This is a genomic window from Rhizobium sp. Root274, from assembly GCF_001429245.1.
Classification (GTDB): Bacteria; Pseudomonadota; Alphaproteobacteria; order Rhizobiales; family Rhizobiaceae; genus Allorhizobium.
In genome coordinates this window covers 72373-85133 of sequence record NZ_LMJE01000001.1, presented here as the reverse complement: position 1 = coordinate 85133, position 12761 = coordinate 72373, and the positions used below count along the sequence as shown (strand labels likewise).

At 59.9% G+C, this 12761-nt stretch carries 11 protein-coding genes; 3 read left to right on the top strand and 8 right to left on the bottom strand.

The genetic code is table 11. The annotated features are described in order from the left end of the window. Positions 1 to 33: 33 nt before the first annotated feature. The 7 genes from ASE36_RS00535 to ASE36_RS00505 all read right to left on the bottom strand — a co-directional run bounded on the left by ASE36_RS00535 (position 34) and on the right by ASE36_RS00505 (position 5552). Positions 34 to 498, bottom strand: coding sequence for a HEPN domain-containing protein (locus ASE36_RS00535; RefSeq protein ID WP_062274452.1), 465 nt, complete (start codon positions 496 to 498; stop codon positions 34 to 36). Next, entirely contained in the window at positions 498 to 1610 is a 1113-nt protein-coding gene (locus tag ASE36_RS00530) for a DUF262 domain-containing protein (RefSeq protein ID WP_062274449.1), read from the bottom strand. The genes ASE36_RS00535 and ASE36_RS00530 overlap by 1 nt, the downstream gene beginning before the upstream one ends. A 124-nt stretch (positions 1611 to 1734) precedes the next feature. Further along, positions 1735 to 2349, bottom strand: coding sequence for a leucyl/phenylalanyl-tRNA--protein transferase (gene aat / locus ASE36_RS00525; protein ID WP_062274446.1), 615 nt, complete (start codon positions 2347 to 2349; stop codon positions 1735 to 1737). A gap of 3 nt (positions 2350 to 2352) precedes the next feature. Further along, positions 2353 to 3705 (bottom strand): acetyl-CoA carboxylase biotin carboxylase subunit, encoded by a 1353-nt coding sequence (accC, locus tag ASE36_RS00520; RefSeq protein WP_062274443.1) that lies wholly within the window; start codon positions 3703 to 3705, stop codon positions 2353 to 2355. 4 nt (positions 3706 to 3709) lie between these two features. Continuing rightward, on the bottom strand, positions 3710 to 4189 hold the full coding sequence (gene accB / locus ASE36_RS00515) for an acetyl-CoA carboxylase biotin carboxyl carrier protein (protein ID WP_062274440.1): 480 nt from the start codon (positions 4187 to 4189) through the stop codon (positions 3710 to 3712). A 22-nt stretch (positions 4190 to 4211) separates the two neighbouring features. Then, positions 4212 to 4652, bottom strand: a complete 441-nt coding sequence (gene aroQ, locus ASE36_RS00510) for a type II 3-dehydroquinate dehydratase (RefSeq protein WP_062274438.1) — start codon at positions 4650 to 4652, stop codon at positions 4212 to 4214. A 138-nt stretch (positions 4653 to 4790) separates the two neighbouring features. Beyond that, positions 4791 to 5552, bottom strand: coding sequence for a DsbA family protein (locus tag ASE36_RS00505; RefSeq protein WP_062274435.1), 762 nt, complete (start codon positions 5550 to 5552; stop codon positions 4791 to 4793). A 192-nt stretch (positions 5553 to 5744) separates the two neighbouring features. Here ASE36_RS00505 and ASE36_RS00500 point away from each other — a divergent pair, with 192 nt between their 5' ends. Next, on the top strand, positions 5745 to 6902 hold the full coding sequence (locus ASE36_RS00500; protein WP_062274432.1) for a pyridoxal phosphate-dependent aminotransferase: 1158 nt from the start codon (positions 5745 to 5747) through the stop codon (positions 6900 to 6902). A gap of 121 nt (positions 6903 to 7023) precedes the next feature. Continuing rightward, positions 7024 to 7581, top strand: a complete 558-nt coding sequence (locus ASE36_RS00495; protein ID WP_062274429.1) for a GNAT family N-acetyltransferase — start codon at positions 7024 to 7026, stop codon at positions 7579 to 7581. A gap of 116 nt (positions 7582 to 7697) precedes the next feature. Here the strand turns inward: ASE36_RS00495 and ASE36_RS00490 are convergent, their stop codons facing one another. Continuing rightward, positions 7698 to 10604 (bottom strand): Rne/Rng family ribonuclease, encoded by a 2907-nt coding sequence (locus tag ASE36_RS00490; protein ID WP_062274426.1) that lies wholly within the window; start codon positions 10602 to 10604, stop codon positions 7698 to 7700. A gap of 722 nt (positions 10605 to 11326) precedes the next feature. Here ASE36_RS00490 and ASE36_RS00485 point away from each other — a divergent pair. Further along, entirely contained in the window at positions 11327 to 12550 is a 1224-nt protein-coding gene (locus ASE36_RS00485; protein WP_062277773.1) for an N-acetylmuramoyl-L-alanine amidase, read from the top strand. Positions 12551 to 12761: the final 211 nt, after the last annotated feature.

The following is a 12761-nucleotide window of genomic DNA, read 5'->3' as shown; positions in this document are numbered from 1 at the left end:
CTTAAGCTACGAGTGAAGTTTGGAGGGGCAATCCTATTTTTCGGTAGACTTCACAAGCGACCATATAATTTTTTTGCTATCGCCGTAGAACGTTTCAACACCCGCCAAACCTTTGTTACCATCTCCGCCATGGGCGATAGCATTCCTAATGGCATAAGCTGACGTCAACGACGAAATCCATTCGTCATTTGCATCGATTATTGAACGAAATTGACTTTCCCAATCTTGATCAAAACGGACCAAAAGTTGGCATATCGCCTCACAATCGTAGTTGGTGCCCCGCTTAAAGTGGGATTTTAAGAATTGAATTATGCGAGGGTGCGCCTTTTGGGAAAGGCGCTCAAGAATGATCACCTCCACGCATCGTTCAACAAAGCCACAGACCAGCACTGTACCGTATCGCGCCAAATCTGATTGCAACTCGCCATCTTCCACAGATCTCGCACGAGCGAAAAATCTGTCCAGCTTGCGCTCACGACTTTCGATAGCGTGCCGCATCACGTTTCCGCAAATGCTTCAGTCGCTAATGCGATGCGCTTACGAACGTTCTCTTCATCAGCCGTGGCGCGCTCGCAAGCCTGTCTAAATTCATCGGTTGCGATCAGCGAATTATACGCTGCCGCAACGTTTTCATCTGATGGGATTGCACCTGCATCTAGGCGTTTGGCCAAGCCAACCATTACAGCGTCAAAAGCAGCGGCGTTAAGTGCGCGAATTATGCGAAATGCACGCGAGCCAACTGCTGAGTTAATCTTATCGATTGTGCGCTCAAACACTCCAGCCAAACGATCGAGTTCTGCGTCCCCCACCTTGTTCATCTGGGCTGAAAACTTGTTTAGAAAACCATTCATTGGCCGAGAGTATTTTCCCCCGTCGCGGTACAACGCAAAAAATCTGACAATAAGCTCTTCGTCTTTGGCGCGATTGTTTTCGCTCGCGAAAACCGCCCGCCATGACGAATCCTTGTTAAGGAGGCGCACTCTTTCAATAAATGGTCCCAAACTAATGCAATTACGAATTTCCTGAGGGGAAAGCCTTATTCCTCCAGTGTTGATCCGCTCAAACACAAAGTATATGCTGTCAAGAACGTCTTCGGGTTTGTCCTGCTTGAAAACAGTCGCATGAACAATTGAGTCGTCAAGCTTCAAGACATCAGCGGCATCAAGAGTTTTGTATGTACGATTCAGCCAAGGTTCTCGGACCCCTTGAAGTTTAAATTCTTTGCCACGCAAAACTCCATCGTAAAAAGCCTGCAGAGTTCGCAATCGCTGTTGGCCGTCAATAACTAGATGTTCGTTTGTGTCGGCTTCTTTGTACAAAAAAACGCCTGGTACGGGTAGTCCCATCAACAAAGACTCGATGAATTTAGACGCATGTTTTGCGGTCCACACGAACTGTCTCTGGAAGTCCGGGACTTTGAATGCTCCGCCTCGCATCCGCTTTACCAAACTGTCTACGGTATAATCTGCGCCGTAGCTTGAGATGCTGAACTTAGTGGCTCCGGGATCTTCAAGAAGAGTCTCGTCTTCGATCCCTTCTTCAAGCGCCAGATCAAACTCGTCCTTTCGTACGTCGTCATCCCGATTGCTTTGAGGGGCTTCGGCTGTCATCGTTTTTCCTTGTCAGAAGTTCATTGAGCGTGATGACAACACGCCACGGTTTCTTCTGCAAGTCTGAGTTGGGTGTGCTTTCTATTAATTCGTTGGGCGATCATACGAAACCTACCGGCTTAAGCTAAAACCTCACCGTATCCCCCTCCATCGCCTTCTCCAGCAACACCCCATAGTCAGCCTTCGGAATATCCACCGCCCCAAACGTCTTCAGATGCTCGGTGGTGAACTGTGTATCCAAGAGCGTAAACCCGCGCTCCCGCATCCGCTCCACCAGATAGACGAGACAGATCTTCGACGCATTCGTGCGCCTTGAAAACATGCTCTCGCCAAAAAACGCCGAGCCGAGCGACACCCCGTAGAGACCACCAACCAGTTCCTCGCCTTCCCAGGCCTCGACGCTGTGCGCATGGCCGAGGCGGTGCAGTGCGCCATAGAGGTCGCGGATGGTCTGGTTGATCCAGGTGCTGGGCCGGTCAGGCGCCGCTTCCGCGCATTTGTCCACCACGGCGTCAAAGGCGGTGTTGACGCGGATGTCGAAGGGGCGTTTGCGGATCGCCTTCAAAAGGCTCGCGGAGACATGGAATTCGTCGAGGGGGATGATCCCCCGGATTTCCGGCTCGACCCAGAAGAGCTCCGGGTCGTCGGCGGAATCGGACATCGGGAAGAGCCCGATGGAATAGGCGCGCAGCAGGAGCTCCGGTGTTATCCTTTGATCCCGGCTGCGGCGCCCAGCCATGGTTTACGTGGCCGAGGTTTCGGCCAGATAGTGTTCCAGCCAGTGGATGTCGTAGTCGCCATTGGCGATGTCCTGGTTGGCCACGAGATCCTGGAACAGCGGCAGCGTCGTCTTGATGCCGTCGACGACGAATTCGTCGAGCACGCGGCGAAGGCGCATCATGCACTCGACGCGGGTGCGTCCATGCACGATCAGCTTGCCGATCAGGCTGTCATAGTAAGGCGGGATCTTGTAGCCGGCATAGACGCCAGAATCGACGCGAACGCCGAGACCACCCGGGGCATGGAAATGCGTGATCGTGCCGGGCGAGGGCACGAAGGTGCGCGGATCCTCGGCATTGATGCGGCATTCGATGGCATGGCCCGAAAAGACGATCTGATCCTGCGTGACCGAGAGGCCGGCGCCGGAGGCTACGCGGATCTGCTCATGCACGAGGTCGATGCCGGTGATGGCTTCGGTGATCGGATGTTCCACCTGCAGACGGGTGTTCATCTCGATGAAGAAGAACTCGCCGTTTTCGTAGAGGAATTCGATCGTGCCAGCGCCCCGGTATTTCATCTTCTTCATCGCGTCAGCGCAGATCTGGCCGATCTTCATGCGCTGCTCGACGTTGAGGGCAGGGGAGTTCGCTTCTTCCCAGACCTTCTGGTGGCGGCGCTGCAAAGAGCAGTCGCGTTCACCGAGATGGATGGCATTGCCGGCACCGTCGCCGACCACCTGCACCTCGATATGGCGCGGCTTGCCGAGATATTTTTCCATGTAGACGGCGTCATTGCCGAAAGCGGCCAGCGCTTCAGAGCGGGCAGTCGACACGGCTTCTTCCAGCTCAGCCTCGGTCTTCGCCACCTTCATGCCGCGGCCACCGCCGCCGGCGGTCGCCTTGATCAGAACCGGGAAGCCGATCTCGCGTGCGATCTTCATCGCGTTTTCCGGCAGCACTTCGCCATCCGAACCCGGAACGACCGGGATGCCGAGTTCAACCGCGGTCTTCTTCGCCGTGATCTTGTCGCCCATCAGGCGGATATGCTCCGCCGTCGGTCCAATGAAGGTGATGCCATGGGCGTCGAGGATATCCGCGAACTTGGCATTCTCCGACAGGAAGCCGTAGCCGGGATGCACGGCGTCAGCGCCGGTGATCTCGCAGGCCGCGACGATCTGGTGGATATTGAGATAGCTGTCGCGCGACGGCGGCGGGCCGATGCACACGCTTTCGTCGGCAAGGCGCACATGCATGGCGTCCGCATCGGCCGTCGAATGCACGGAGACGGTCGCAATGCCGAGTTCCTTGCAGGCGCGCAGAACACGCAGCGCGATTTCGCCGCGGTTGGCGATGAGGATCTTCGAGATATTGCTCATCGGCTTACTCGATGATGACCAGAGGCTCGCCGTATTCGACCGGGCTTGCATCGTCGATAACGATCTCGACGACCTTGCCGGACTTGGGCGAGGGGATCTGGTTCATGGTCTTCATGGCTTCGATGATCAGCAGCGTCTGGCCTTCCTTGACCGTCGCGCCGACTTCCACGAACGGGCGCGCGCCCGGAGCGGGCGACAGGTAGACGGTGCCGACCATCGGTGCGGTCACGGCCTTGGAGAGATCACGGCCGGCAGGCGCTGCAGGGGCAGCAACAGCGGCAGGCGCTGCGGGAGCAGCCGGTGCCGGTGCCTGATAGGCATAGCCCTGCATCTGCTGCGGCATCATGACAGGCGTGCCGTTGCGCGAAACGCGGATGCGCAGGTCGTCCTGCTCCACTTCGATCTCGGTCAGATCCGTGTCGTTGAGGATGTTTGCGAGATCGCGGATCAGCGCCTGGTCGATACCCGTTTTCTTGTCAGCCATGGATGGATGTCCTGTATTCTTGTTATTGCGTGAGGGTCTTGAGCGCATGGAGCGCCAGAATGTAGCTATGGGGGCCAAAACCGCAGATGACGCCCTTTGCGGCGGGCGCTATCATCGATTTGTGGCGGAATTCCTCGCGTGCATGCACGTTGGAAATATGCACCTCGATCACCGGCAGCGGCGAGATCGCGCGGATGGCGTCATGCAGGGCAACCGAAGTGTGGGTATAGGCGCCGGCATTGAAGGCCACGCCTGCTGCTTTCTCGCCGGCTTCATGCAGCCAGTCGACGAGCATGCCCTCGTGGTTCGACTGGCGGAAATCGACGATCAGGCCAAGGTCTGCGCCCGCCTTTTGGCAATCGGCCTCGATATCGGCGAGCGTCTTGCCGCCATAAATCCCCGGTTCCCGCTTGCCCAGCATGTTGAGATTGGGGCCGTTCAGCACGAAAATGGTTTTGCTCATCTACGCTTCCGTCGACTTTCAACCGCCTCCTATAGACCGAGAGCCCCTGCAGGGAAAGCCCTTAGGCCGGATCACGGCGCCCCATCCCCTGAAATCGGGGATAAGGTTAAGTCGACGGGCCCTGGCGCGCGTCCGATCTCAGCAGGAGGCCTTGCCGCAAGAGCGCACATTGCCGACCTTCTCTTCGATCGCGTCGGAGCCCACGGCACCCGGCACCATCTCGTTGCCGATGACGTATGACGGCGTGCCGGTGATGCCGAGGCTGGTGGCGAGCGCATAGGTTTCCTGCACCGACTCCTCGTTCGGGCTCTCAGCCATCTTGGCGCGGATGGCGTCTTCCTTGACGCCGAGACCGCCGGCAATCGCGATCGCACTTGTCTCATCGGCGCGTTCGCCCGAGGTCATCATCGCGCGGAAGAAGTCGCCGTATTTCTGAGGCGCCAGCTTGCGCACGGCATCCGACACCTTGTGGGCGGCGAGCGAATCCGGTCCGAGGATCGGGAATTCCTTCAGCACATAGCGGATGTTCTTGTCCTTCTCGAGCACCGCCTCCATGTCCGGATGGGCGCGACGGCAATAGCCGCAATTGTAGTCGAAGAACTCGACCACGGTGACGTCGCCCTTGGGATTGCCGATCGCGAGATCATGGCCGGATTCGAAGATCGTCTCCTTGTTGGTCGAGACGGCTGCCGCCGATTTCTCGATCCGCGCGGCGTCCTGCTTTTTCTGCAGCGCGTCCTGCACCTCCAGCATGATCTCCGGGTTCTCGATCAGATATTCCTTGATGAAGGCGCCCATTTCCTTCTTCTGCGCATCGTCGAGCGCGCTCGCAGGAAGCGGCATCAGAGCCGGCAGGAGAGCCACGGCGGTCGCGGCGATCATCTTGAAGTTCAGGCCCATGGTGTGTCTCGTCCTCGTATCTGCAAACAAACTCGTCCAGCCGGCCGCACTCGGCGGGCTCGCCTGCCTAGCCTAATGGCAAGCCTTGGCAAGGGAAATCCCATTTTTGCGGGCAACTGTCCCATGCCTCCATTGTGATGCCACGCGCTTTGCGGCAAATGTCTGGCAATCCTCACCGCGGAGCAGGAAACCTTGATCTCGATTTCAAAGCGCAGTGCCGTAGAACCCTTTCACGCCATGGATATCCTGGCCGAAGCCACCCGCCGCAAGGCGGAAGGGCGCCCCGTCATCTCCATGGCCGTCGGCCAGCCGGGTCATCCAGCCCCGCAGGCAGCGCTCGCCGCCGCCCGCACAGCGCTCGAAGGCGGCCGCATCGGCTATACCGACTCGCTCGGCATGACGGCACTGCGCAAGGCGCTTGCGGAAGAATATCAGCGCCGCCACAGCGTTGCCGTCGACTGGAACCGCATCGTCGTGACGACAGGCTCCTCCGCCGGCTTCAACCTCGCCTTCCTCTCGCTCTTCGACGTCGGCGATGCCGTGGCGATCGCACGGCCAGGCTACCCGGCCTATCGCAGCATCCTGGCGGCACTCGGCCTGAAGGTCATCGAAGTCGCCGTCGGCGCCGACACCGGTTATACCCTGACGCCTGAGAGCCTGGAGCGGGCGCAAACCGAAGCCGGCGTCCGGCTCAAGGGCGTGCTCCTCGCAAGCCCCGCCAATCCGACCGGCACGGTGACGACACGGGCCCAACTCGCCAATGTCTACCAATATTGCCAGGGGCAGGGGATCACGCTGATTTCAGACGAGATCTATCACGGCCTGACCTATGGCGCGGAGGAGACGACGGCGCTGGAGATCGGCGATGAGGCCGTCATCATCAACTCTTTCTCCAAATACTATTGCATGACCGGCTGGCGCATCGGCTGGATGGTCCTACCCGAAGACCTGGTCCGCCCGGTCGAATGCGTTGCCCAAAGCCTCTATATCTCGGCGCCCGAACTCTCCCAGATCGCAGCCCTCGCGGCCCTCAGCGCCACCGCCGAACTCGACGGCTACAAGGCCGCCTGCCGCGCCAACCGCGATTTCCTCGCCAAGCGCCTGCCGGAACTCGGCCTGCCTTTACTCTCCCCGATGGACGGCGCCTTTTACGCCTATGTCGATGCAAGCCGCTTCACCAATGACAGCATGGCTTTTGCCAAACGCATCCTTGCTGAGACCGATGTTGCCGTCACCCCCGGCCGCGATTTCGATCCGCTCGAAGGCCATCTGGCGCTCCGCCTCTCCTATGCAGGCACCATGCAGGAGATGGTCGAGGCGACGGAGAGGCTGGCGAAGTGGCTGGATTAAGCATTTCGGCAATTCGCGAAATGGATTCGTGGCCAACGACTTGGCGGCGTTTCCGGATTCACTTTCTCAAGGTCTTGAATCACCTTGTGAACGCGCCGACGACTGAAAGGCAGAGACCACGATGACTTCAGGACTTTCGCCCGCCACAAACACGGCACCCGAAATCCTCACCGCACGTACCCGAATGCGCGGTCATCGCGTCGGCGATTTCGATGCCATGGTCGCGATGTGGCGCGATGATATCGTGACACGCTACATCCTCGGTCGCCCCTCGACGGCAAGCGAAACATGGAGCCGGCTCTTGCGCTATGTCGGCCATTGGCAGGCCCTCGGCTTCGGCTACTGGGCCATCGAGGATCGCGACACCGGCCGCTTCATCGGTGAGGTGGGTTTCGCCGATTACAAGCGCGACATCGAGCCGAGGCTTGGAGACGCTCCCGAAGCCGGTTGGGTTTTGGTGCCGGAGATGCATGGCAAGGGCATCGCTACGGAAGTGATGACGGCGGCCCTCGACTGGGTCGATCGCAATGTCTCCGATCCGAAAACCGTCTGCATCTTCGACCCCGAGCATCAGGGCTCGATGCGGGTGGCGGAAAAACTCGGCTATCGCCCAAGCCATCTCGCCACATTCATGGACAAGCCGACCCAGGTGATGACGCGTCTGCGCCCGGGCGGCTGAGGTCGAACCTAGTTAGGCGAGGGCATATGTAGCCCTTGCCGACATCAACTCTTGCCCAAATGCAGAAGGCCCCGCGCGAGCGGGGCCTTCGACGTTTCAGTCTTTGCAGGCGGTTCTCAGAAGAAACCGCGCTTCTGCCACCATCCGCCCTTCTTGGGCTTGGAGGCGTCAGGCGTCTCTTCGGTCGCCTTGGCCGAGGTGACCACCGGCTCAGAGACGGTGACGTTGGATTCGCGATTGGCGCGGACCGGCTTTTCGTCGGCAACAACAGGCTCTTCCGCCACCGCAGGTGTTTCCATGACCGGCTCTGCCACAGCGACCGGTTCTGCCGCGACAACAGGCTCGGCAACTGACGTCGGTTCATGAGCCGGTGCGACTGCCTCGGTCACCACAGCTTCGACAGGCTCGGCAACAGCCTTGGCCTTGCGGGTCCGGCGCGGCTTCGGCCTATCGGCAACGACGGCAGCCTCTTCCTCGACGGCAGCCATGACCGGCGTCACTTCGACGACGCGCTCATGGGCGGCTTCTTCGGCCGTCTCGTCATCGCTGTCGGCGTCGTTATCGTCGCCTTCCTCGCCATTGCCCTCGATCGAGCCTTCTTCGCCCGGGCGATTGCGGCGACCACCGCGCTTGCCGCGACGGCGGCGCTTGCGCTTCTGGCCGTCTTCACCAACGGTATCGCCGTCGGCATCGGTGCGTGCTTCGCCATTGGTCTCGATGGCATCGTCTTCGCCTTCGTCGCCATCCTCGTCATCGGCATCGCTGCCATTGTCGTCGGAGGCCTGGCCTTCGATGCCGCCATTGCCGTTCTGGCCATTCTTGCCGCGACGGCGACGACGGCGCTTGCGCTTGCGGTTGCCCTGTTCGTCGCTGGAAGCGGCCGCAGCAGCAGACGGTGCACGAGCGGCAGGCTCGGCGGAGACGATGACGTCATCCTCCTCATCCTCGTCCTCAGGCTCCGGCACGTAATCGTCTTCTTCTTCGATCTCCGGCAGAAGCGACAAGAGGCTCTCGATCTTGACCGGGTTCTCGACTGCTTCGCCACGCTCGATGGTGAAGTGCTGCGAGCCGCCATGCTGGGCCGGCATGCCGCCATCGATCACGATCGAGACGCCGAAGCGCCCCTCGTAATCGACGATCGTGTCGCGCTTCTGGTTGAGGAGGTAGAGCGCCGTTTCCGGCGTCGTGTGCACGGTGATGTCGTGCGTGGTGCTCTTGAGCAGGAATTCCTCGATGCCGCGCAGAACATGCAAGGCGACGGAAGACTGCGAGCGGATGAGGCCGGTGCCTGCGCAATGCGGGCAGACCTGCGTCGTCGATTCCAGCACCGAAGCGCGAATGCGCTGGCGAGACATTTCGAGCAGGCCGAAATGCGAGATCCGGCCGACCTGGATGCGGGCGCGGTCGTTCTTCAGGCAGTCCTTCAGCTTCTTCTCGACAGCGCGGTTGTTGCGCTTTTCTTCCATGTCGATGAAGTCGATGACGATCAGGCCGGCGAGGTCGCGCAGACGCAGCTGGCGGGCGACTTCTTCGGCCGCTTCCAGGTTCGTCTGGAGAGCGGTGTCCTCGATCGAGTATTCGCGGGTCGAGCGGCCGGAGTTGACGTCGATCGAAACCAGCGCTTCGGTCTGGTTGATGATGATGTAGCCGCCGGATTTCAGCGTCACCTGCGGTTGCAGCATCTTGTCGAGCTGGGCTTCGATGCCCGAGCGCGCAAAGATCGGATGCAGGTCGCGATAGGGCTGAACCACCTTGGCATGGCTTGGCATCAGCATCTTCATGAAGTCTTTCGCTTCACGATAGCCTTCTTCGCCCGAGACGATGATCTCGGAAATGTCCTTGTTGTAGAGGTCGCGGATCGAGCGCTTGATCAGCGAACCCTCTTCATAGACCAGGCACGGTGCAGTCGAAGCGAGCGTCAGCGTGCGGACGTTTTCCCACAGGCGCATCAGATATTCGAAGTCGCGCTTGATCTCGACCTTGGTGCGGTTCGCGCCGGCGGTACGCAGGATCACGCCCATGCCCTGCGGCACTTCGAGACCACGAGCGATTTCCTTCAGACGCTTCCGGTCTGTCGGCTGGGTGATCTTGCGGGAAATGCCGCCGCCACGCGCGGTGTTCGGCATCAGAACCGAGTAACGACCGGCAAGCGACAGATAGGTGGTCAGCGCTGCACCCTTGTTGCCGCGTTCTTCCTTGGCGACCTGCACCAGCAGGATCTGCCGGCGCTTGATCACTTCCTGGATGCGATACTGCTTGCGCGGCTTGCGCACGACGCGATCCGGAACCTCTTCCATCGCGTCTTCGGCGCCGACGGATTCGATCTCTTCCTTTTCCTCGATATGGTCGTCGTCGTCATCATCGTCGTCATTGCGACCACGGCGACCGCCGGCATCTTCTGAAATCTCATCCATGTCGACCATGGCAGCAATCGTGCCGCCGGACGCGTCGTCGTCGGACGCTTCGTCCGACGTTGCTTCTTCGCCAGCGGCAGCCTTCTTGGCGCGCGGCTTGCGGACCCGCTTCGGCTTAGCCTTAGGCGCAACCTCTTCTTCAGCTACAGGTGCAGGATCGGCTTCGACTTCAACAGTCTCGGTTACGGCCTCCGGTTCTGCAGCCGTCTCATTTTCTTCGGAAGCAGCGGCAGCCTGGGCAACGATGCCGATGTCGGGCTGGTCCTGCTGGGCAGGGTCGTTGAAGACTTCGTCGCCTTCGACGTCGTTTTCCTTGCGGTGCTCTTCGGCTTCGGCACGAAGCAGAGCCTGACGGTCGGCAAGTGGGATCTGGTAATAGTCAGGGTGGATTTCGGCGAAGGCCAGGAAGCCGTGGCGGTTGCCGCCGTAATCGACGAAGGCGGCCTGCAGCGAGGGCTCGACCCTCGTTACCTTCGCGAGATAGATATTGCCTCGAATTTGCTTCTTGTGTTGGGACTCGAAGTCGAATTCTTCAATACGGTTACCGCGAACAACGACTACGCGCGTCTCTTCCTCGTGAGACGCGTCGATCAGCATTTTGTCTGCCATTTAAGCTGTGCTCCTCGGCGCCCTCGGTCGGTGGTCCACCCGCGCGCTGTACAAAGAAGCGGCTGGAACCTAGCGGACTGTGCGCCGGATATAGATGTGGACGCACGGAGGACCGGGTTTGCAACATCCGGACGGTCCTCGGGAAAACTTGAGTTCCCGGTCCGTTCGTGGTCATGTCAACCTGTTGCAAAGACATCAAAAACCGTACGTCAACGACAATGATATGGATCCCTCGGGACCCGATGAATGCTCGGTCAAGAGCGTTGGTGGAGAGCCACCGTTGATAGGCCGGCCAAGCCGGCATGTTGAACCAGTTTCAGGTAAAAAGTGCCGAGACGGCAGATGAACGTTCCGGCTGAACAGGCGCCAAATCCAGTGTTTGAGGTTGGCAGCCGTGGCGGAAACTCTATCCCGTTTGCACTTTTATCCCTCGTTTGCCTTGTATGTTTTCTGCGTCACAATAGCAAGAGCAAACGGATTTATGCCATATTGGCAGTCGATTAGAGCAGTTGCTTCAATCGCAGTGATTCAGTCGAAAACGAGGTCACATGACGAGATTTTCCGTCATGATTTGGTCATGGAGACGACACAGGCGGCATGCAAGCGGATGAAACGGCGCAAGGGGCGCGAATGTGACATCGATCACAAGCGATTGTTCCGCGCGATGGGGACGGGTTTTGAACAGCGAATTTCTGCACGCCGACGGCAAGGGAGCCGCCTCGATGGCCCGAATCGTCCTGGCGATCCTCTGGCTCGTGGCGCTGGTTCTGGCAGGGCAGGGGCCTGCCTTCGCATCTGCGACGGACGCGCCCACCGAAAAGCTGCTCGCTTATGCCGCACGCATTGCCGGTGACGATGCCCGCACCCGTATCGTCATCGATTTCGATCAGAAGCCCGAATTCGAGATCCGCTATATCGCAAGCCCCGACCGCATCGTCGTGGACCTGCCCGCGACTGCCTTCGGCTTTGCCGCAGAGACACTGGCCCCGACAGGCCTGTTCAGCGACATCCGCTACGGCTCCATGGATGACGCCTCCGCCCGTCTGGTCCTGACCGCCGCCCGGCCGGCCCGTCTCGTCACCGCGGAAGCAGTGGAGAATGAAGACGGCAAAGGATATCGTCTGGTCCTCGATGCGGAACTGGTGCCGCAGCAGGACTTCGCAGCCCTCGTGGCGGCCCAGGCCTGGACGCCCGCCGAAGCTCCGTCACCCCCGATCGACCCCGCCCAACTCCCCGTCGCTTCGGCTGCCTCCGACTTCGTCATCGCCATTGACGCCGGCCACGGTGGCATCGACACGGGCGCGACGGGTGCCACCAGCAAGACCGCTGAGAAGGACATAACGCTTGCCTTCGCCAAGGTGCTGCACGACAAGCTCGGCAGCGAGCCCGGTATCCGCACAGTTCTCACCCGCGATACCGATCGCTTCCTCTCCCTCTCCGAACGGGTCGTCGTGGCCCGCCAGAAGGGCGCCCAGCTTCTGATTTCGCTGCATGCCGACACGCTACGTCAGAGCGACATCCGGGGTGCGACCGTCTACACGATCTCCGACAAGGCGTCCGACCATATGGCGGCCCAACTTGCCGAGCGGGAAAACTTCTCCGACACGCTGGGCGGCGTCGAGATGCCGGCCGAGACGGAGGAGGTCAACGACATCCTGCTCGACCTCACGCGTCGTGAAACCCAGGCCTTCTCGATTTCGCTCGCCCAGGCCGTCGTCGGCTCCTTCGAAGGGCAGATTTCGCTGATCAACAATCCCCATCGCCACGCCGGTTTCCGGGTGTTGCAGGCGCCGGACATGCCGTCCATTCTGCTGGAGCTCGGTTTCCTGTCCAACAAGGATGACGAGAAGCTGCTGCTCGATCCGGCCTGGCGCGAGAAGGTCGCAGATCTACTGGTCGAAGCCGTCAGGCGCTACCGGGCGCCGCTCGTCGCCAATGGCGGATAGGTCACACTGGCGTGTAAGCTGTTGAGGCCGGTGGCAGATCCTTGAATCGGCCCTATTTTCCTCACAATGTGCCCGTTACTCGAACGCTCGTGTCTCACGGTCCACCGCGCCTCGAATCGCTTTGACCGTGCGAGTGCCTCGCATGTCTTGCCAACCATCGCATGACGTGCAAAACGCCACGGGGTGTGCGAAGCTTTTCGCGGCGCGCTGA